The sequence below is a fragment of the Bradyrhizobium sp. NDS-1 genome (genome assembly GCF_032918005.1).
Taxonomy (GTDB): Bacteria; Pseudomonadota; Alphaproteobacteria; order Rhizobiales; family Xanthobacteraceae; genus Bradyrhizobium; species Bradyrhizobium tunisiense.
The window spans coordinates 4,531,316-4,550,069 of sequence record NZ_CP136628.1 but is presented as its reverse complement, the minus strand read 5'-3'; the positions used below and the strand labels follow the sequence as shown (position 1 = coordinate 4,550,069).

The 18,754-nt window shown below is 64.4% G+C and carries 19 protein-coding genes; 9 read left to right on the top strand and 10 right to left on the bottom strand.

Going from position 1 to position 18,754, the window contains the following annotated elements; translation table 11 throughout:
* Positions 1-28: 28 nt before the first annotated feature.
* The 3 genes from RX330_RS21530 to RX330_RS21520 form a co-directional block, all read right to left on the bottom strand.
* Positions 29-1,378, bottom strand: a complete 1,350-nt coding sequence (locus RX330_RS21530; RefSeq protein WP_212085945.1) for a TRAP transporter large permease subunit — start codon at positions 1,376-1,378, stop codon at positions 29-31.
* Entirely contained in the window at positions 1,375-1,977 is a 603-nt protein-coding gene (locus tag RX330_RS21525; RefSeq protein WP_212085943.1) for a TRAP transporter small permease subunit, read from the bottom strand. Before RX330_RS21525 ends, RX330_RS21530 begins: the two co-directional genes overlap by 4 nt.
* Positions 1,978-2,088: 111 nt before the next feature.
* Positions 2,089-3,216 (bottom strand): TRAP transporter substrate-binding protein, encoded by a 1,128-nt coding sequence (locus RX330_RS21520; protein ID WP_212085939.1) that lies wholly within the window; start codon positions 3,214-3,216, stop codon positions 2,089-2,091.
* A gap of 323 nt (positions 3,217-3,539) precedes the next feature.
* Between RX330_RS21520 and RX330_RS21515 the strand changes: the two genes are divergently transcribed.
* Positions 3,540-5,162, top strand: coding sequence for an ABC-F family ATP-binding cassette domain-containing protein (locus RX330_RS21515; RefSeq protein ID WP_317239727.1), 1,623 nt, complete (start codon positions 3,540-3,542; stop codon positions 5,160-5,162).
* Here RX330_RS21515 and RX330_RS21510 read toward each other — a convergent pair.
* Entirely contained in the window at positions 5,159-6,142 is a 984-nt protein-coding gene (locus tag RX330_RS21510; RefSeq protein WP_317239726.1) for a glycerophosphodiester phosphodiesterase family protein, read from the bottom strand. The genes RX330_RS21515 and RX330_RS21510 overlap by 4 nt on opposite strands.
* A 140-nt stretch (positions 6,143-6,282) precedes the next feature.
* On the opposite strand from RX330_RS21510, the gene RX330_RS21505 reads away from it, so the two are divergent.
* The gene (locus tag RX330_RS21505) at positions 6,283-7,158 is read left to right on the top strand and encodes an MBL fold metallo-hydrolase (RefSeq protein WP_317239725.1); all 876 of its coding nucleotides are present in this window, start codon (positions 6,283-6,285) and stop codon (positions 7,156-7,158) included.
* Positions 7,159-7,234: 76 nt separating this feature from the next.
* Here RX330_RS21505 and RX330_RS21500 read toward each other — a convergent pair whose 3' ends face one another.
* Positions 7,235-7,483 carry a hypothetical protein gene (locus RX330_RS21500; protein ID WP_212085930.1) on the bottom strand — a complete coding sequence of 83 codons (249 nt, stop codon included), beginning with the start codon at positions 7,481-7,483 and terminating at the stop codon, positions 7,235-7,237.
* Between the two features lie 198 nt (positions 7,484-7,681).
* Here RX330_RS21500 and RX330_RS21495 point away from each other — a divergent pair, with 198 nt between their 5' ends.
* Positions 7,682-8,146 (top strand): cupin domain-containing protein, encoded by a 465-nt coding sequence (locus RX330_RS21495; RefSeq protein ID WP_317239724.1) that lies wholly within the window; start codon positions 7,682-7,684, stop codon positions 8,144-8,146.
* A 4-nt stretch (positions 8,147-8,150) separates the two neighbouring features.
* On the opposite strand, the gene RX330_RS21490 is transcribed toward RX330_RS21495, so the two are convergent.
* On the bottom strand, positions 8,151-9,113 hold the full coding sequence (locus RX330_RS21490; protein WP_317239723.1) for an alpha/beta hydrolase: 963 nt from the start codon (positions 9,111-9,113) through the stop codon (positions 8,151-8,153).
* A gap of 711 nt (positions 9,114-9,824) precedes the next feature.
* Between RX330_RS21490 and RX330_RS21485 the strand changes: the two genes are divergently transcribed.
* Positions 9,825-10,415, top strand: a complete 591-nt coding sequence (locus RX330_RS21485; protein WP_317239722.1) for an NADPH-dependent FMN reductase — start codon at positions 9,825-9,827, stop codon at positions 10,413-10,415.
* A gap of 6 nt (positions 10,416-10,421) precedes the next feature.
* Here RX330_RS21485 and RX330_RS21480 read toward each other — a convergent pair whose 3' ends face one another.
* From RX330_RS21480 to RX330_RS21470, 3 genes are all read right to left on the bottom strand, one after another.
* Complete coding sequence (locus RX330_RS21480; RefSeq protein WP_317239721.1) at positions 10,422-12,503, bottom strand: methyl-accepting chemotaxis protein; 2,082 nt, start codon at positions 12,501-12,503, stop codon at positions 10,422-10,424.
* A gap of 94 nt (positions 12,504-12,597) precedes the next feature.
* Positions 12,598-13,383 (bottom strand): 2-keto-4-pentenoate hydratase, encoded by a 786-nt coding sequence (locus RX330_RS21475; protein WP_317239720.1) that lies wholly within the window; start codon positions 13,381-13,383, stop codon positions 12,598-12,600.
* 14 nt (positions 13,384-13,397) lie between these two features.
* Positions 13,398-13,985: a TetR/AcrR family transcriptional regulator gene (locus RX330_RS21470; RefSeq protein WP_249153281.1), complete on the bottom strand. Its 588-nt coding sequence runs from the start codon at positions 13,983-13,985 to the stop codon at positions 13,398-13,400.
* A 123-nt stretch (positions 13,986-14,108) separates the two neighbouring features.
* Between RX330_RS21470 and RX330_RS21465 the strand changes: the two genes are divergently transcribed.
* Positions 14,109-14,591 carry a tautomerase family protein gene (locus tag RX330_RS21465; protein WP_317239719.1) on the top strand — a complete coding sequence of 161 codons (483 nt, stop codon included), beginning with the start codon at positions 14,109-14,111 and terminating at the stop codon, positions 14,589-14,591.
* Positions 14,592-14,631: 40 nt separating this feature from the next.
* On the top strand, positions 14,632-15,408 hold the full coding sequence (locus RX330_RS21460; protein ID WP_317239718.1) for a crotonase/enoyl-CoA hydratase family protein: 777 nt from the start codon (positions 14,632-14,634) through the stop codon (positions 15,406-15,408).
* Positions 15,409-15,417: 9 nt separating this feature from the next.
* Here the strand turns inward: RX330_RS21460 and RX330_RS21455 are convergent, their stop codons facing one another.
* Positions 15,418-15,855, bottom strand: coding sequence for a DUF1810 domain-containing protein (locus RX330_RS21455; protein ID WP_317239717.1), 438 nt, complete (start codon positions 15,853-15,855; stop codon positions 15,418-15,420).
* Between the two features lie 132 nt (positions 15,856-15,987).
* Between RX330_RS21455 and RX330_RS21450 the strand changes: the two genes are divergently transcribed.
* The 3 genes from RX330_RS21450 (at position 15,988) to RX330_RS21440 (ending at position 18,570) form a co-directional block, all read left to right on the top strand.
* Entirely contained in the window at positions 15,988-17,025 is a 1,038-nt protein-coding gene (locus RX330_RS21450) for a DUF2778 domain-containing protein (RefSeq protein ID WP_375847715.1), read from the top strand.
* A 66-nt stretch (positions 17,026-17,091) separates the two neighbouring features.
* A complete protein-coding gene (locus RX330_RS21445) occupies positions 17,092-17,349 on the top strand; it encodes a hypothetical protein (RefSeq protein ID WP_212085905.1) in 258 nt (85 codons plus the stop codon).
* A gap of 129 nt (positions 17,350-17,478) precedes the next feature.
* On the top strand, positions 17,479-18,570 hold the full coding sequence (locus RX330_RS21440; RefSeq protein ID WP_212085903.1) for a TRAP transporter substrate-binding protein: 1,092 nt from the start codon (positions 17,479-17,481) through the stop codon (positions 18,568-18,570).
* The last annotated feature ends 184 nt before the right edge of the window (positions 18,571-18,754 follow it).

Sequence of the window (18,754 nt, the reverse complement as noted above, 5' to 3'; positions counted from 1 at the left end):
CCGTCTTTCTGCGGTTTGCCGCGGCCGCTCATCGCGATCCATAGAGAGCATTAGGCAGCCACAATGCGATCCCCGGGAAGATGTAGACCAGTGCCATGGTGAGGAAGACCAGGCCGACAAAGGGAAGCGCGCCGGAGAAGATATCGGTCAGCTTCACCTGAGGCGGCGCCACGCCCTTTAGATAGAACGCGGCCATCGCGACCGGCGGCGTATTGAACGCCGTTTGCGTGTTCAGCGCCACAAGGATGCCGAAGAAGATCGGATCGATGCCGTACTGGGGCAGCAGTGGCAGGAAGATCGGCACGAAGATGATGATGATCTCGGTCCATTCCAGCGGCCAGCCGAGCAGGAAGATGATCACCTGGGTCAGCAGCAGGAACTGGATCGGCGACAGGTTCATTGAGGCGAAAAACTGTTCGACCACCGACTGTCCGCCGAGGACGGCAAACACCGCGGAGAACGTCCACGATCCGATGAACAGGTAACAGACCATCGCGGTGGCACGCACCGTCAGATAGACCGATTCACGCATCATCGTGAAATTGAGCGAACGATAGGCGGCGGCCAGAACGATGCTCATGAGTGCGCCGACCGCGGCGGCCTCGGATGGCGTCGCCAGCCCGAGCAGGATCGCGCCGAGCACCGAAACGATCAGCACCGCCAGCGGAAGGAACGATGTGGCGAGTGCCCAGATCACCGTCCTGAGCGGCACATTGGTCTGCTCGGGCGGCAGCTTCGGCGCGAGCGCTGGATTGATCATCGCGCGCCCCATCGCATAGAGGACGTAGAGCCCGGCCAGCAGGAACCCCGGAAAGAAAGCAGCCGCATAAAGCTTGACCGCCGAAACACCGGCGGTGGCCGCATAGACGATCAGGAGGATGCTCGGCGGGATCAGAATGCCGAGGCAGCCGCCGGCACAGACCACGCCGGCCGACAGCTTGACGTCGTAACCTGCGCGCAGCATTGCCGGCAGGGCCAGCAGGCCCATCAGCGTGACGACCGCGCCGACAATGCCGGTGGCGGTGGCGAACATCGCGCAGGTGATCAGGGTGGCCACTGCGAGTGCGCCCGGCACGTTCTTCATCGACAATTGGAGCGAGTAGAACAGGCGGTCGAGTATGTTTGCGCGCTCGATCAAATAACCCATGAACAGGAACAGCGGAACCGCGACCAGCACATCGCTGGTTGTGACCTCGAATGTCTTCTGCACCAGAAGCGTGAAGATGCGGTTCTGGAAGAAGTCCTGACCGGGGGTGTAATAGGCGTAGTAGCCGAACGAGACGCCCATCGCCATCAGCGTGAACGCGATCGGGAAGCCGAGCATGATGATGAAGATGAACAGTCCCAACATCAGCATGCCGAGTTGTGGATCGGTCATGCGCCTGGCCCCTTATCGCTCTGCGGCTCAGCCGCATGCTGCTGATGTTCGCGGATGATGAGGCTCTCGGTCTCTTCCACGTCGTGCAGGCGCTGCGGCCATCGGCCGGTGCGGATGCACAGCACACAGCGAATGATTTCAGCGAACCCTTGCAGAAACAGAAGGAAACCGGTGAGCGGGATCAGCGCCTTCAGCGGAAACACCGGCACGCCAGCCGGGCTGAAGATGCTGACTTCGCGGAAGCGCACGGACATCTGGGCGTAGTTCCAGCCTGAATACATCAGCGCCGCGATCGCCGGCAGGAAGAACAGGATGTACAGGACGAGGTCCATCGTCGCCTGGGTGCGCGGTGACCAGAGGCGGTACACCACGTCTGCGCGCACATGGCCGTTGCGCGAGAGCGTATATGCGCCCGCCATCAGGAACATCGCGCCATAGGTGATGTAGCTGATGTCGAAGGCCCAGGTGGTCGGCGCACGCAGCACGTAGCGCACGAACACCTCGTAGCTGACAGCCAGCGTAAGGACGAGAATCAGCCATGCGAACGCCTTGCCGACCCACGTGCTGAGCTCGTCGATGAAGAACAGAAATTTGGTCATGCGAGCCGAGCTCGCTGCGAGCGACACATCCGGACGTCCCCCTCCATTCGTGGGCGGCGCTTCGACTACGCCGCCCGTCTGTACGGCCTCACGCGAATGAAGCGATAGCGCTCAGACCTTGAGTACCCCTGGGAAGTGATGCTCGAAGGCGCCGCGGTAGTCCGTCGCGTTGTTCATGTTGTAGTAAACCACGCGGCGCACCCAGTCCTTCTGCGAATCCATGACCTTCTTCATGAACGGATCCGAGCCGAGCTGGGCGATCAGACCGTCCCACGCCTTGATCTGCGCGTCGAACACCGACTTCGGTGTCCGCTGGACGTTGACCTTGTCCTTGTTGATCAGCTCCTGCAGGTCCTTCGAATAATAATCCATGGCCTTCCATTCGTTGGCGGAGGACACGGCTTCGGCTGCGTATTGCAGGATCGCCTGCTGTTCCTTCGGCAGCGCGTTGAATTTCGTCCGGTTGAACATGATCTCGAAATATTCCGTCGCCTGATGATGGCTGCCCATCATGTAGTTCTTGGCGACATCCTGCGCGCCGAAACGCCGGTCCGAGGTCGGATTGTTGAACTCGAACCCGTCGATCACGCCGCGCTCCATGGCGGGCACGATCTCGCCACCGGGTAGCTGGGCGACGGATGCGCCCATCGCCTGGAAGAGGTCGGCGGCCAGGCCCACCGTGCGATACTTCAAGCCCTTGAGATCGGCGTCGCTGGTGATCGGCTTCTTGAACCAGCCGAGCGGCTGGGTCGGCATCGGCATGGCGAAGAAGCTCTTGATGTTGACGTTCATGATCTTGGTCTGGAGCTCCTCGAACAGCTCCTTGCCGCCGCCGTTGTGGATCCAGCCGAGGCCTTCGTTGGCGTTGAAGCCGAACACCGGGCCGGTCCCGAACAGCGAGGCGGCCTTGTGCTTGCCGTACCAGTAGACCGTGACCGTGTGTGCAGCGTCGAGCTGGCCGCCATGAACGCCATCGAAGACCTGGAACGGGTGCACGACCGAACCGCCGACGAGATAGTCGATGCGCAACCGGCCTCCGGCCATCTCGTTGACGCGCTTCACATAATCTTCGGCCATCTCGTTGAAGACATCGGCCTTGCCCCATGAACCCTGCATCTTCAGGGTCGCCGTTTGCGCCCGGCTGACTTGCGGCATGGCGATGGTGGCAGCGCCGGCCGCGCCGGCGGTCAGCAGGAACTTCCGACGCGTAGTTCTGGTCTTGTCAGACTTTGCAGTCATGGACGTCCTCCCTGGCGGCGTTGTTGTTCGAACGCGCTTTGCCTGCGCTTTTCGTTGATCACCGCTGGAGGTATGCCGCATTCCAGCGACTTCGATCGGAGTTTGGACACATTGCCGCCATCCGGCAAGCGCCCCGGTGTCGCATTGTTGGTCTCAGGCGGTCCCGTTCGCGCTCGACATGGCCGGATACTCACGCGCCTGTCGCAGCGCAGTATGACCGACGCGGCCATCTGCCGAGCCGGAATCCGTGCCCCGCCGGGCTTCCCCTGGCGCCCGCCATGGCCTATGACGCTGCAACGCAAAAATCCCCCCATAAAGACCCCATGATCCGCCTCGACAACGTCAGCAAGCAAGCCGGCCACCAGATCCTGTTCATCGAAGCCTCCGCCGCCCTCAACAAGGGCGAGAAGATCGGCCTTGTCGGCCCGAACGGTGCGGGCAAGACCACATTGTTCCGGATGATCGCCGGCGAGGAGTTGCCCGACGAGGGGCAGGTCTCGACCGATCGCGGCATCACCATCGGCTATTTCAACCAGGATGTCGGCGAGATGAGCGGCCGCAGCGCCGTCGCCGAGGTGATGAATGGCGCGGGTCCCGTCAGCGAGGTCGCGGCCGAGCTGCGCGAGCTCGAGGCTGCGATGGCCGACCCTGACAAGGCCGACCAGATGGAGGAGATCATCGCCCGCTATGGCGAGGTGCAGCATCGCTTCGAGGAGCTCGACGGCTATGCGCTCGACGGCCGCGCGCGCGAGGCGCTGTCCGGCCTGGGCTTCAGCCAGGAGATGATGGACGGTGACGTCGGCAAGCTCTCCGGCGGCTGGAAGATGCGCGTGGCGCTGGCGCGCATCCTTCTGATGCGTCCCGACGTGATGTTGCTCGACGAGCCGAGCAACCATCTCGATATCGAGAGCCTGATCTGGCTGGAAAAATTCCTGCACGATTACGAAGGCACGCTGCTGATGACCTCGCATGACCGCGAGTTCATCAACCGCGTGATCTCGAAGGTGATCGAGATCGATTCCGGATCGCTCACGACCTACACCGGCGATTACGAATTCTACGAGCAGCAGCGGGCGCAGAACGAGAAGCAGCAGCAGGCCCAGTTCGAGCGCCAGCAGGCGATGCTCGCCAAGGAGATCAAGTTCATCGAACGCTTCAAGGCGCGCGCCTCGCACGCCGCCCAGGTGCAGAGCCGGGTCAAGAAGCTCGACAAGATCGAGCGGGTGGAGCCGCCGCGCCGGCGCCAGAGCGTCGCGTTCGACTTTCCGCCGGCGCCGCGTTCGGGCGAGGACGTCGTCGCGCTCAAGAACGTGCACAAGGGTTACGGATCGAAGCGCATCTATGACGGGCTCGATTTCATGATCCGCCGTCGGGAGCGCTGGTGCGTGATGGGCGTCAACGGCGCCGGCAAGTCGACGCTGCTCAAGCTCGTTGCGGGCGCGAGCGAGCCTGATGAGGGCACGGTGGCGGTCGGCGGCAGCGTCAAGATGGGCTATTTCGCCCAGCACGCGATGGATCTGCTCGACGGCGAGCAGACGGTGTTTCAGTCGCTCGAATACGCGTTTCCGACCGCGGGGCAGGGCTCCTTGCGCGCGCTCGCCGGCTGCTTCGGCTTCTCCGGCGACGACGTCGAGAAGCGCTGCCGGGTGCTGTCGGGCGGCGAGAAGGCGCGGCTGGTGATGGCCAAGATGCTGTTCGACCCGCCGAACTTCCTGGTGCTGGACGAGCCGACCAACCATCTCGACCTCGCCACCAAGGAGATGCTGATCAACGCGCTATCGGATTTCGAGGGCACCATGCTGTTCGTCTCGCATGACCGTCATTTCCTGGCGACGCTGTCGAACCGCGTGCTGGAGCTGACGCCGGAGGGTATCCACCAGTTCGGTGGCGGCTATACGGAATATGTCGCGCGGACCGGGCAGGAGGCGCCGGGGTTGCGGAGCTAATCTCGGCTCCCGCCTGCGAGCTTGGCGATTGCCTCGATCTCGTTGGTCCAGATGCCGCCGGAATAGCCTTGCGGCAACCGCGCGAATATTTCCGGCGTATCAATGCCGGTAGAGAACTCGCCGCCGCTGTAGGGACCGAGCGCGAAGACCGCGCTGTTGACGCCGTTCATGCGTGCGAGGAAACGATCGGGCCAGCCCCATAGCCAGGGAGCGGCGTTGATCGGCACCAGCACCATCGCATTGCGGCAGGCTGCCGGGACCAGGCCGGTCCAGCCATAGCCGATATAGCGGGTCAGGCAGCTCTTGATTGCCCCGCGCGAGATCGTGCGGACATCGGGGGTGAGGCGACGGATCGCCTCGATCGGCTCGTTGCCGCCATAGACCATGATGGTCCGGCGCCGCTCGGCCGGCAGCGTATTCAGCACGGCGGCAAGTCTGTCGCCTTCGTCGGGGTCCCGGCTCTTCACGTTGATGAGCAGTTGCTTGCCGGGGAAGGCGGCGAACACCTCCGACAATGACGGCATCATGCCAACACCCTTGCCGCGGAACGGGAAGGACTTGCCACCGTCGGCAGTGTAGCCGTAGCCGATGTCGAGCGTCTTCAGCTTCGCCATGCTCTGCGCGCGTGTGACGCCGTTGCCGTCGGTCCGGCAGTCGAGCGTCCAGTCGTGGAAGACGGCGAACTCGCCGTCGGTGGTCGGGTGCACGTCGAGCTCGACGACATCCGCACCGGCCTCGAAGCTCGCGCGCATCGAGCGCAGCGTGTTCTCGAGGTAATCGTGCGCCGGCGGCAACATCCGCGCGGCCGTGCAGGTGTCGTTCTTCAGGTCCCGCTCGTCGAAACGCTGCGCGATGCCGCGATGGGCGAGCAGCACCGGCGTGCCGTCTGGATGCGGCGCCAGAAGGCTGGCGTTGTTGACGTAGATGCCAGCTGCGACGGCAACCATGATTGCCGCGGTTATTTTCAATTTCCTGCCCACCGGACATTCCTCATTCCACCGTCATTTTCTCCGCTATTTGAGGTTGATTTGCGGCACGCCCGCCGAAGCTCTTTGCGTTCGGCGCCTTGAATGCCCTGAGCCCGTTCGCTACGCTTTCACAAAAAAGGGAGCGAACACCCATGAAACAACTCCGAATCGGCGACATCACCATCGACGCGGTGATCGAGCGGGAAGGGCCATGGCGGCGGCCGCAGGATTTTTTCCCCGCCTATGACGAGGGCGTGTTCAAACGCCATCTGCCGACGATGGAGCCGGAGGTGTTCGACGCCGCGCGCGGCTTGATGGTGATCACCTATCAGACCTTCGTGGTGCGCACGCCGCGCTACACCATTCTGGTCGACACCTGCACCGGTGAGGACAAGGGCCATCCGCCGCCGTTCGACTTCCCCGGCAAGGAACGCTGGCGCAACGAGTTGTTCGCGCTCGGCATCGCCTTCGAGCAGATCGACTACGTGTTCTGCACGCATCTGCATATCGACCACACCGGCTGGAATACGACCTTGCGCGACGGCCGCTGGGTGCCGACGTTCCCGAACGCGAAATACGTCTTCCACAAGGGCGAGTATGCGGCCTGGGAGGCCGAGCATGCCAGGGGCAACAATCCGCCCGGCACCGTGTTTCGCGACAATTGCCTGCCGATCGTCGAAGCGGGGCAGGCGCTGCTGGTGGATGACGATTACGCGCTCGACGATACCGTGACGCTGACGCCGACGCCGGGGCATTCGCCCTGCCATTGCTGCGTGAACATTCTGTCGAAGGGCCAGCGCGCCGTGGTCGCCGGCGATCTGATGCACCACCAGATCCAGTGCCGCGAGCCGGATTGGTCGGCGAAGCCCGATTGGGATCCGAAGCAGTCGGCGGCCTCACGGCGAAAATTCTTCGCGTCCGTTGCGGACACCGACACGTTGATCCTGCCGGTGCATTTTCCGGCGCCGACGGCGGGATGGATCAAGCCGCTGGATGGGGCGTTCGACTATCGGTTCAGGCGGGACTAACTCCCTCCGTGATGCCCGGGGACAAGCCCGGGCATGACGAGTTCGTGGCGGTCTTGTTCGCTAAGGAAGGAGCGCCTTACGCGCTGACTTCGCACTTCTTCATGAAGCTGTTCTTGGCGGCGCCAGCGAGCGGCTTGCCGTCGGCGCTGACGGCCTTGGGCGTGCAGGCGTCGGCTTTGCACTTCTTCAGGAACGAAGTCTTGGCGGCGCCGGCCAGCGGCTTGCCGTCCTTGCCGACGGCCTTGCTCTCGCAGGTTTCTTGCGCGAAGGCCGAGCCTGCCGCGAAGGTGGCGACGACCGCAGCGAGGAAAATCCGTTTCATCATGAGTGTCTCCCAGAACCAGAAATGGCGGGGCGGATTGGAGCCGGGAATCGTGGCGCAATCAAGCAGGATGGCGCCCGGTCGTCCGGTTTGCCTGCCGATTTTCGCGCGATCGGCGTTCGTCCGGCGTGTTGCACCGCTCGCTGACCCAGCCGGACGATCCTGCTAGCTTCCGGCGGTCGAGATGGAAGGAGTATCGTGATGGACGCCGCGATCCCGAAGGACCAGGAAGCCACCGACCGGCATTCTCATCTGGTTCAGCCGCAAAACATGGACTGGCAGAAGACGCGCTTTCCCGGCTGCGAGGCCAAGACGCTGCTGTTCGACCGCGGCACGGGGCTGATGACCGCCTTGATGCGCTTTGCGCCGGGATCGGTGCTGCCCGACCACGAGCATGTCGGCATCGAGCAGAGTTACGTCATCGAAGGCGCGCTCGTCGACAAGGAGGGGCCCGCTCGGGGCATCGCCTGCAAAGCCGGCGAATTCATCTGGCGCGAGGCAGGCAGCCGGCATGCCGCCTGGTGTCCGGACGGGGCCCTGATCCTGGCAATCTTCCAGGTGCCGAACAAGTTCTTCGAAGCCGACGGCCGCGTCGTCGACGCCGCCGGCCAGGATTGGGACGAGACTTGGGGGCACACTGGCGCGCAGCGGACGCACGGGCCCTAGCAGATCAGACCCCCCGCGTGAGCAGCGCCTTGAAGTCGGCGCGTGCGCGTTGTGCCTCGGCGCGCGCGACGTCCGAGGCATCGCCCATGCCGAAATAACCGTGGATCAGGCCGGGGCCCTCGTGGTGCTTGACGCGGACGCCGGCCGCCTCCAGTGCCCGCGCATAGGCCGCGCCCTCGTCGCGCAGGGGATCGAACCAGGCGGTGGTGACGATCGCAGGGGCGACACCGGCGAGGGATGCCGTCCGCAGCGGCGAGACGCGCCAGTCGCTGGCGTGAGCGGGATCGGCGAGATAATGGCCGCAAAACCATTCCATCGTGGCGCGCGTCAGGAAGTAGCCCTCGGCATTCTCGGCGCGCGAGGGGTAGCGTGCGTTCTCGTGGGCATCGGCATAAGCGCCGACGACGTCGGTCACGGGATAGACCAGCAATTGCGCGGCGAGCTTGATGCCGGCGTCCCGGCAGGCGATCGCGGTGGTCGCCGCGAGATTGCCGCCGGCGCTGTCGCCGGAAACGCCGAGGCGTTTTGCATCGCCACCAAATTCCGCAACACGGTTGAAGATGTCGCTTGCAGCAGCGAAGGCATCCTCGAACGCGCCCGGAAAGCGCGTCTCGGGCGGGCGTCGATAGTCAACGGAGACGACGACCGCGCCGGTCTCGATCGCAAGATTGCGCGCCTGCCGGTCGTGGGTTTCGAGATCGCCAGCAACCCACCCGCCGCCATGGAAGAACACCACGGTCGGCGCGGGCGTGGTGCCGACCCGGTAGACACGCGCGTCGAGCGGGCCGACGCCGCCTTTCACCTTGATATCCTGCACGTGATCGACCGGCGGTGGCGGGATGGCGGCGCGCGAGGCAGCCAGCTGGCGCAAGGAATCACGGGCGCTCTGCGGTGTCATGACCGCGAGATCGCGCATCGGCATGAGCGGAATGATCTGGGCGATGACGGGGTCGAGTGGCGCGGCCATGGCGGCTCCTCCAGGGTTCTTGGTCTTGCTTGCGGGTTAGCATAGGTTTTGCCCGCCGCCTCGGCAACCGGTCGTGCGGTGATCGAGGTCATCATCGAGAGCGCCAAGCGCGCGCCGTCGTCGATGAAGATCGAGCCCTGGCATGTTCACGTCGTGTGCGAGGTCGCGGAGAATTCCGGAGGACGAAGTCATCGTGACCTGCGTCGCGATGGGCTAGCCCGACCACGGCTTCGCCGCGAACGCGGTGCGCTCGGACCGCGAGCACAATCAGGAGTTTGTACGCTACGTCGTTTTGCCGACGAGCACGACGAAGAGGAGATTATTCTCCGAGATTTTTTTTGGTGCGGAGTCCTCAGCGACCTCTTGCAATCTCAGAGGTGCGGGAGGAACAATGTGCAGACTGAGAGGTTTGTTGCTGGCGCGAGGGAATTGACATGCGGCGGCTGGCTAGCCTGGTTCGGCGGTTCTTCGGTCCACGAATGCGGCGCCCGATTGATGATGATCCAAGTCTTCCTTTCTCACCCGACGAGTTCGGGCGGCTGATTCGCAGCGGCCGGCATGAGGACATGAAGGTGCTGGCCGAAGGATTGGCATGCCGGTCGATACCGCGCCGGGCCAGCTATCGCGCGACGCACTGAACCGCCCACGCACGAAACGCCACGACAAAGGAAATCGCCGCGCGCGCCGGTTACGTGGTAGCATGCGACCATCATGAGCAATCGCATCCTCGTCCTCTACGGTTCCTACCGTTCCGATCGCATGGGCATCCGCCTTGCGAACTTCGTCATCGATCGTCTGCGCCGCCGCGGCGAGGACGTCGAGTTCATCGACGCAAAGGCGATCGGCCTGCCGATGCTCGATCGCATGTACAAGGAATATCCTCAGGGTTCGGCGCCCGAGGCGCTGGAAAAGCTCGCCGGACAGATCCGCGGCGCCGACGGCTTCGTCTTCGTCACCGGCGAATACAATTGGGGCATCCAGCCCGGCCTGAAGAATCTCACCGACCATTTCCTCGAAGAGTGGTTCTGGCGTCCGGCGGCGATCGTGAGCTATTCGGCCGGCCGCCTGTCCGGCGCACGCGCCGCTACCGCCTGGCACGGCACGCTCTCGGAGATGGGCATGGTGGTGGTGTCGAGCACCATCGGCGTCGGCCCGATCGCGCAGACCCTGTCCGCGGACGGCGAGCCGATCGGCGAGGGCGGCAAGGCACTGGAACGCTCGTTCCCGCGCTTTGCTGATGACCTGACGTGGTGGATCGAAGCGGCGAAAGCCCAGCGGGCGCGCAAGGCGCCGCCGTATTGAATCGCGCTACGCCGCCCTGACCTCGCCGAGGAAGCGGTCGAACTGTCCGGCGAGATCGCGCGACTGGGTCGAGAGCTGCTCGGCGGCGACCAGAACTTCCCTCGCGGCGGCGCCCGTATCGTCGGCCGCGCGTTGCACGCCTGATATGTTGGTGTTGACCTCCTGGGTGCCGCGGGCGGCCTCCTGGACGCTGCGGGCGATCTCCTTGGTGGCCGAGCCCTGTTCCTCGATCGCCGCCGCGATCGCGGTGCCGATCTGGTCGATTTCGCCGATGACGTCGGCGACGTTGCGGATCGCGGCCACGGTTTCGTCGCTCGCGGTTTGGATCGCCGTGATCTGCTCGGAGATTTCGGTCGTCGCCTTTGCGGTCTGGCCCGCCAGCGACTTCACTTCGGAAGCAACCACCGCAAAGCCGCGGCCGGCATCGCCGGCACGGGCGGCCTCGATGGTCGCGTTCAGCGCGAGCAGGTTGGTCTGCTCGGCGATGCTCTGGATCAGCGTGACGACGTCGCCGATCTTCTGGGCGCCCTCCGCGAGCGTACGGGCGGTATCGCCGGTGCGGCGCGCGTTGTCGACCGCGCGGGCGGCAATCTCGGTGCTCTGTGCGACCTGACGGCCGATCTCGGAGATGGAGGAGGTCAGCTCTTCGGTGGCGCTGGCGACGGTCTGTACATTGGTCGAGGTCTGCTCGGAGGCGGCGGCGACGACCGCGGCCTGGCTGTTGGTCTGGGCCGCCGTCGAAGTCATCGATTGAGCGGTGCTTTCCATGGTCGAGGAGGCGCGAGACAGGCCGCCGACGAGCTCGGTGACCTTGGCTTCGAATGCGCGGGTCAGCTCGTCGAGCGCCTGCGCGCGCCGCATCTTGCCGTCGCTCTCGGCCTGCTTCTCGGCCGCGAGCCGGTCGGCCCGGATCATGTTGTCCTTGAAGACCTGCACGGCCGCGGCCATTGCCCCGATCTCGTCGGAGCGCTCGGCGCCGGGGATGCTGTCCGCAACCTCGCCCTCCGCAAGCCGCGACATCCGCGTCGTCAGCTTGACGATCGGAGCGCAGACGCGGCGGCGAACCATCACGATGAGCCCGACGCTCGCGATCAACACGGCGGCAAGGCCTGCAAGCGCGACGGTGAAGCTGGTCCGCGCGGACGAAGAAGCACCGGAGAGGATCTGTTCGGCGTTGTCGTAGAAGGCGTCGCGAACCTCGATGATGGTGCTGAGCCCGCGCTGCGTGGCGGCATAATAGGTATCCATGTCGTGTTCGTACTTGCCGCTGATCGCCCCGTCCTTGACGAGCTTGAGCTCGCGGCCGAACTCCTCGACATAGATCGAGTTGAACTTCTCCAGCGCTGCGGCGACGTTGGCCGGAGTTGCCGGATTGCCTCGCAGTTCCAGCAGCGCCATCACCAGCTGGTCGTTGCGGCCCTGCGAGCGTCCGATGTCGGCCTTCTCGGCGTCGGTCGCCGGCTTCTTGCCGCCGACGAGATTCTTGTGCAGGCTGGAGTTGAAACCGCCGACGTCGCGCAACGTCATCGCGGTGTTGGCGTAGCTGGCCTGCCGGTAGGCGTCACCGTTCAGGATCGCCATGCGGCGGACCTGCTCGTTGAGCAGCGCGGTCACGCCACCGTTGAGCACCGCATTGTCGGCGACGATCTTCCTGGCGGCGTCCTTGCGCGCCTCGGCCGGCCCAACCATTGCCTTGTTGATGGCCTCGCGCAACGCCGTGAACTTCGCATTGATGCCGTCGATGCTGTTGCCGATGGTGGTGCCGTCGTCAAACGGGCCGGGCAGCTCCTTGCGCAGTGCGTTCATCTTGTCGCGGGCGCCGTCGGTCTGCTTGCGCAGCTTGTCCTGCTCGACAAGCAGCGCAGGGTCGATGGCCGCAGGCCCAAAGAGGATGTTGGTGGAGAAGCCGCGCTCGGGATTGAGATAGCGCGGGATGTCGCTGACGGCGCGGGCGATCGCGAGCCGGCCCTGGGCTTCGGTGATCCGCTCCATCGTCTGGTACTTGGTCACGGCGACGTACACGGCAAGGCCGCCGCCCACGGTCGAGAGCGAGACGATGGCAGAGGTCAGCAGTGTACCGATTTTCATGATCTGTCCGGCAAATAACGGGGAATTATCTTGCCCGGACCATAGTTTGCCCGTGTTAATCTTGGGTTTACGCTCTCGGCGCGATGGCGCCCTCTCAACCGTAGGTCGCGCTCACCGATCCCAGCGCACCGAAATCGGCAACGTAGGTTTCTCCGGCCTTCGGCCGCAGCATGCCGGTCAGCGTGCCCGTCCTGATCGTCTGGCCGGCCTTGAGACCGATGCCTGTCCGCGACAGCTCGTTGGCAAGCCAGGCCAGCGGCACCAGCGGGTGGTCAATCGCCTCCGCAGCGGAGCCGCGGCGCCTCTCGATGCCATTGCAATTGAGGACGACGTTCTGATTGGCGATGTCGCGGTTGCGCCAGTCGGCGATAGGCTCCCCGAGCACGATCGTTCCCGATCCAGAGCCGTCCGCCATGATCGCCGGCATTGGCGGAAATGCCGCATCGTGAACGAAGCGGCACTCCGCTAGCTCGATGCCGGGATGCAACGAGGCGACGGCGTCCCCGACCTCGTCCGCCGTATAGGGCTTCGCGCGCGGTGGCAGGTCGGCGCCGAGGCGCGCCTGGTACTCGACTTCCGGTATCGGGCTGCATTGCCTGGCGTGCTCGACGCTGGCGGGCGAGCTCTTGATCAGGGGCGCGAACACCCGCCCATAAATCGGCGAGGAGATGCGAAGCTGGCGCTGGAGTCCGGACTTCATGCCTGCGATCTTCCATCCGACGACAACCCAGCCCAACTCCTCTTCCACCATCCTGGCAACATGGTACGCCGTATCTGCATCCGGCGGGACCAGCCGTTCTTCGAGGCCGCTTTGTTGCCGGCCCTCGCGGCGCAATTTGGCGAGATGACGGGCGAGCTCGCGCTGTCGGGAAAGGTCCACGATGCGTCTCCAATCTATCTGCGGGTGGGGGCGAGGGCGGCGAACAGCACCGCCTCCAGCTCTTCTTGGACCTGATCGAGCGCGTCTGCGCTACGGTTTGCCCGGCACATCGCGACCGTGCCTTCGATCGAGGCGACGACGAGCGTTGCCAGCCGTTCCGCGCGTTCCGCAGCCAGCCCTTCGCGCAGCAGGGCCGCACGCATGATCCGCCGCCATTCGGCGAACACGCCGTCGGCGAGGTCGAGCAGGTGCTGCTGCGCCGCCTCATCGTCCTTGTCGGACGCCTCGCCGACATAGCGGTCGACGGCAACGGCGAGCACCGGACACCCGGCCTCGAAGCCGGTTGCCTCCAGCCGGCGGCGCCAGGACGCAACGAAGGCCCGCAAGCCGCCGATCGCGCCGCGGTCGCTCATGACCTTCTCCAGGGGAATGGACACCTCCTTGCCGGCGAAGGTCACGGCTTCGGCGATCAATTGCTGCTTGCCCTCCGGAAAGTGGTGACCGATCGAGCCGCGGGGCGTCGACGTGTGGCGAACGACGTCGCGCATGCTGGTGGCATTCAAGCCGCGGCGGCTCATCAGATCGGCGGCGCCGGCGATCATCTTGTCGCGCGTGCTGGAGGTCATCGGAAGTCCCATGGTTGGCGCCCCATCTAGACTATGACGCTTGACATAGGCAAGCCGTGCTGAAATATGACGAGTGTCATAGATTTTCCAGAGGCGACCTTGACCATCATCACCGTGACCGCCCCCCCGGGCCGGCTCAGCCTGACGCAGCGCCGCTGCCTCGCGGAAACCCTGACCGATGCCGTGCTCGAGCCCGAGATCGGCCAGCACGTGCCGGCTGCGCGGATGGGCTTCCAGGTCCATTTCCATGAACTTCCAGCCGACCGCATGGCGGTCGGCGGCCAGCTCCTGTCCGATCAGGACACCCCGCGCGACATCATCACCGTCAGGATCGCGGTGATGAACGCGGCCTGGCCGGCCGAGGTGCGCGCCGAGGTGATCCGCAACGTGCTCGCGCGGCTCGCGGAGGCCTGCGGAATGCAGAAACCGGCGCCGACCTGGTGGGTCAATTTCGAGATCATCGAGGAAGGAAGCTGGGGGTCGCGGGGCGGCGTGCTCTCGATCCTTCAGCTGCTCGAATCCGGCGTGTTCACGCCGGAGCGAATCAAGGCAATCCGCGCGGCGGTTCAGCTGCCGGCCTGACGTTCACCAAAACCCAAATGACGATCACGGAGAGAAGCGCATGAGCGAAGGACAAATTCGTACCGAGGTGCACGGCCACGTTCTCAAGATCATCATCGACAATGCCGCGAAGAAGAACGCGTTCACGCCGGTGATGATGGAGCAATTGTCCGATGCGCTGACCGAGCTGCACGACAAGGAGGCCTACCGCGTCGGCGTGATCTGCGCCGAGGGCAGGGATTTCACCGCTGGTCTCGACATGCCGAAATTCTTCGGGCCTGCAGCGGAGAAGCGCAACGTCAGGGAAGGTAACGTCGATCCGTTCGGCCTAGCCAAGCGCTGCCGCAAGCCTGTTATCACCGCCGTGCAGGGCATCGTCTTCACCGTCGGCATCGAGCTGATGCTCGCCGGCGATATCGTGGTGGCCGCAGCGGATTCACGCTTCTGCCAAATGGAATCCAGGCGCGGCATTGCGCCACTCGGCGGCGCGCATTTCCGTTTCCTGTCGCGCGCCGGCTGGGGCGACGCGATGTATCATCTGTTCCTGTGCGACGAATTTTCGGCCGACCGCGCTCATGCGATCGGCCTCGTCCAGGAGATCGTGCCGCCGGGAGAGCAGATCGTGCGTGCGATGGCGCTCGCCGACATCATCGCGCGCAATGCGCCGCTCGGCATCCAGGTCACCAAGGAAGCGGCGGCCAAGTACGTCGAAGGCGGCGAGGCGGCGGCGATCGCCTACATCCCCGAGATGCGCGCCCGTGTGCTCGGCAGCGCGGACGCGAAGGAGGGAATTCAATCCTTCATCGAGCGTCGTGCGGCCGTCTTCCAGGGGCGTTGATCGCAGGCGCTAGGCATTCCGATCCAGCCTCGACAGGATCTCCAGCGTCGCGGTGTCGCGCTCGCCTGCGAAATAGCGGGCGAGCGCCTCGTCGAAAATGGGCTCATCGGACACCGCGCCGAACAACGTCATCGACGAGCGGAATTTGGCGTCGTCGGGCGCGCCGAGGATCGCGTTGATGCTCCGCCCCTGAACGGTGAGGACGAGGCGGGTGCATTGGATCAGCCGCGCGCCGAGCACGGGATGGGCGAGATAGGCCTTCGCCTCCTCGGGGGAGCCGATGGCGTAGCGCTGCGACATGGGGCTGAAGCCGAGGCCTGCGATTTGGGGGAAGACGAACCACATCCAGTGGCTCTGCTTCCGCCCTCGGATCAGCTCCCCCTGAACGTCCCGATAGACCGGGTCTTGGGCCCGGACAAACCGGTCTAGATCGAAAGGATCGGTCATTGGATACCTCGGAATGTCCACTCCGGACCCTTACCGGCCGCGATTATGCCTAACTTTTGGCTCCCAATGTGGTAGCTGATATAGAGTCTCCGGGTGGGGGTTGGGTCCCCCGGGGGGTTATTTGGGGATCTGATGGTTTCCGACGCAGGACACGCCGAGAGGCTGTTGTCGCGCCGCCGAATCGGGCGGGCCGAGCGCGTTTTGCTGTCTCTTGCCGCCGTCGCGCTGGCACTGGGCGCCGCCGCCTGGGTCGTGGACATCGTCGGGGATTCGAATCTGGGCGCTTCGAGCCCGCTGGTCTCCGCCGCGTTGCCGCCTGGCAATACGCCGTCTTTCGAAGATCGTTTCGCTTCGGCATCCGGCAATCCGCCGGCTCGGGACCTCGGCCTCCGGACACTGGAGCGTTCCGCCCTGAATGCGGTCCAGCTCAAGCTTCGCGATGCCAAGGCGATGCTCGCGCAGAAGCTTCAGGGCGACGACTGGCGCTCGATGCTGACCGATGACGATCGGACCGCGGTCGACGAGAGGAGGCCCTCGCATCGCGCCGACGTCGTCCCGATGCCGCGCTCGAGGCCGGTCCAGGCGGACCTCGCCGCCCAGATCGCCTCCAGCCAAGCCTATGCCGATACCGGTCCCAGGGCCGATAATCGCAATTTCTTCGAAAAATTCACCGACAAGATCAAGCTGGCCTCGCTGACCCCCGGCGATGGCCTGCTCGGCAGGGCTCCGGATCTCGCCGCCCTCGGCTACGATTCGCGAACGGCGGTCTACGACATCAAGGCCAAGGCGCTTTACCTGCCGAGCGGCGTGGCGCTGGAAGCCCATTCAGGCTTGGGCGCGCTGATGGACGATCCCGACCATGTCGACCGGCGGATGGTGGGGGCGACCCCGCCCGCGATCTACGACCTGAAGCCGCGTGAAAAGCTTTTTCACGGCGTCCGTGCGCTGCGTATGACCCCGGTCGAAGGCACCAGCGCGCTTGGCCGTGTCGGTCTGCTCACGCACAACTACTTGCTGGGACCGCGCGGCGATTCCAACGGCTGCGTCTCGATCAAGGACTATGATCGTTTCCTCAAAGCTTACGACAATGGCGAGTTCAATCGCCTCGTCGTGGTGCCGAGCCTGAGCGGATCGGCGACCGCCTCGCAGCGCGCGAGCACCAACTCCTGATATTTGCCTGCTGCGGCGGGGCTGCCGTTTCCCGTTCGTTAAGCCGTCATCGTCCAGAAGCAGCCCATGAGTGATCCAACGAATTCCGAGACCCCGCTGCGTACGACGTTCAAGATCAAGTTGAACGGTGACACGCTGGCGATCGCGACCGTCGGCCAGGCCTATCAATTCCTCACCAACTTCAAGTCGGTCGAGTGGATGGAATTCCGTTCCCTGCATGAGGACGCCGTCGCGGCCCTCGAAGGCGCGGCCGGTAACGCGATGCTGGCGGTGCAGGCGACCAACGCCGTGCGCGCGCTGTTCGTGAGCGCGAAGCTGCTCTAGCGGCGCTCCATCGGAGCTATAGGCTAGGCTTTCACAACTTGAACTCCGTTCCAGGAACGGGCAAACGGTCGGCAAAGACCGTTGCCGCAAGCCCATAAGTTTCAAACTTGCTTTCAGGGAGAACCCACCATGAAACGCCGTACATTTCTCACGGGCGGCGCGGCCGCCGGCGCGACGACGCTGGTTGCTGCACCTGCGATCGCGCAGAGCATGCCCGAGATCAAATGGCGCCTGACCTCGAGCTTCCCCAAATCGCTCGACACCATCTACGGCACGGCGCAGACCTTCGCGAAATATATCGCCGAGGCCACGGACAACAAATTTCAGATCCAGACCTTTGGCGCCGGCGAGATCGTTCCGGGCTTGCAGGCGCTCGATGCCGTCAGCACGTCCTCGGTGGAGATGGCGCAGACCCCGCTCTATTTCTACATCGGCAAGGAGCCTGCGCTGGCCTATGCCACCGGCGCGCCCTTCGGCATGAACCATCGCCATCAGGAATCGTGGTGGCACTTCGGCGGTGGCGCCGACCTCACCAATGAGGCGCTGAAACCGTTCAAGGCGCACGCGATTCTCTGCGGCAATTCCGGCACCCAGATGGGCGGCTGGTTCCGCAAGGAGATCAAGACCGTCGACGACCTGAAGGGTCTCAAATTCCGCATCGCCGGCATGGGCGGCCATGTGCTGGCAAAGCTCGGGGTCGTTCCGCAGCAGATCGCAGGCGGTGACATCTATCCGGCGCTGGAGAAGGGCACGATCGACGCGGTCGAGTTCGTCGGTCCCTATGACGACGAGAAGCTCGGATTCCAGAAGGTCGCCAAGTACTACTACTTCCCCGGCTGGTGGGAAGGCGGCGCCATGCTGCACATGATCGTCAACGACGAGAAATGGGCCTCGCTGCCCAAGCAGTACCAGGCGATCGTCAACCAGGCGGGCGCGGCGGCCGGCGCCTGGATGCTCGAGAAATACGACAGCGTGAATCCGGCGGCGCTGAAGCGGCTGCTCGCCAACGGCGCGGAGCTGAAAGCGTTCCCGCAACCGGTGCTGGAGGCCTGCTATAACGCGACCCAGGAGCATTTGAACGAGCTCGCCGCCAAGAGCGAGCTGTTCAAGCGGACCAAGGACAGCCACGACGCGTATATGAAGGAGCTGCTGTTCTATACGCAGATCGCGGAGAATTTTTACGACAATTACCTGCTCAGCAAGATGCGCAACAAGAGCTGAGCACAGGCACAGGGGCGCGGTGTTCTCGGGCGTGATCCAAAAGGACACTGTCATTCCGGGGCGCGCCGCTTGGCGCGAGCCCGGAATCCATTTCACCGCGCGTTGTGTTGCCCGGTGGATTCTCAGATGCGCAATTGCGCATCATAGCTCGCGACTTCGTCGCGCCCCGGAATGACGGCGGAGG

What these genes read in the sequence shown, in the direction of transcription:
- RX330_RS21490 (WP_317239723.1), bottom strand. Translation starts at nt 9,113, where the DNA reads ATGGCCGCGCCACTCGACCCCGTCATCGCCCAGATCATTCCGCTCATG.
- RX330_RS21485 (WP_317239722.1), top strand. Translation starts at nt 9,825, where the DNA reads ATGAGCAATCGCATCCTCGTCCTCTACGGTTCCTACCGTTCCGATCGC.
- RX330_RS21530 (WP_212085945.1), bottom strand. Translation starts at nt 1,378, where the DNA reads ATGACCGATCCACAACTCGGCATGCTGATGTTGGGACTGTTCATCTTC.
- RX330_RS21445 (WP_212085905.1), top strand. Translation starts at nt 17,092, where the DNA reads ATGAGTGATCCAACGAATTCCGAGACCCCGCTGCGTACGACGTTCAAG.
- RX330_RS21455 (WP_317239717.1), bottom strand. Translation starts at nt 15,855, where the DNA reads ATGACCGATCCTTTCGATCTAGACCGGTTTGTCCGGGCCCAAGACCCG.
- RX330_RS21495 (WP_317239724.1), top strand. Translation starts at nt 7,682, where the DNA reads ATGGACGCCGCGATCCCGAAGGACCAGGAAGCCACCGACCGGCATTCT.
- RX330_RS21440 (WP_212085903.1), top strand. Translation starts at nt 17,479, where the DNA reads ATGAAACGCCGTACATTTCTCACGGGCGGCGCGGCCGCCGGCGCGACG.
- RX330_RS21470 (WP_249153281.1), bottom strand. Translation starts at nt 13,985, where the DNA reads ATGATCGCCGGCGCCGCCGATCTGATGAGCCGCCGCGGCTTGAATGCC.
- RX330_RS21480 (WP_317239721.1), bottom strand. Translation starts at nt 12,503, where the DNA reads ATGAAAATCGGTACACTGCTGACCTCTGCCATCGTCTCGCTCTCGACC.
- RX330_RS21505 (WP_317239725.1), top strand. Translation starts at nt 6,283, where the DNA reads ATGAAACAACTCCGAATCGGCGACATCACCATCGACGCGGTGATCGAG.
- RX330_RS21500 (WP_212085930.1), bottom strand. Translation starts at nt 7,483, where the DNA reads ATGATGAAACGGATTTTCCTCGCTGCGGTCGTCGCCACCTTCGCGGCA.
- RX330_RS21515 (WP_317239727.1), top strand. Translation starts at nt 3,540, where the DNA reads ATGATCCGCCTCGACAACGTCAGCAAGCAAGCCGGCCACCAGATCCTG.
- RX330_RS21450 (WP_375847715.1), top strand. Translation starts at nt 15,988, where the DNA reads ATGGTTTCCGACGCAGGACACGCCGAGAGGCTGTTGTCGCGCCGCCGA.
- RX330_RS21525 (WP_212085943.1), bottom strand. Translation starts at nt 1,977, where the DNA reads ATGACCAAATTTCTGTTCTTCATCGACGAGCTCAGCACGTGGGTCGGC.
- RX330_RS21520 (WP_212085939.1), bottom strand. Translation starts at nt 3,216, where the DNA reads ATGACTGCAAAGTCTGACAAGACCAGAACTACGCGTCGGAAGTTCCTG.
- RX330_RS21460 (WP_317239718.1), top strand. Translation starts at nt 14,632, where the DNA reads ATGAGCGAAGGACAAATTCGTACCGAGGTGCACGGCCACGTTCTCAAG.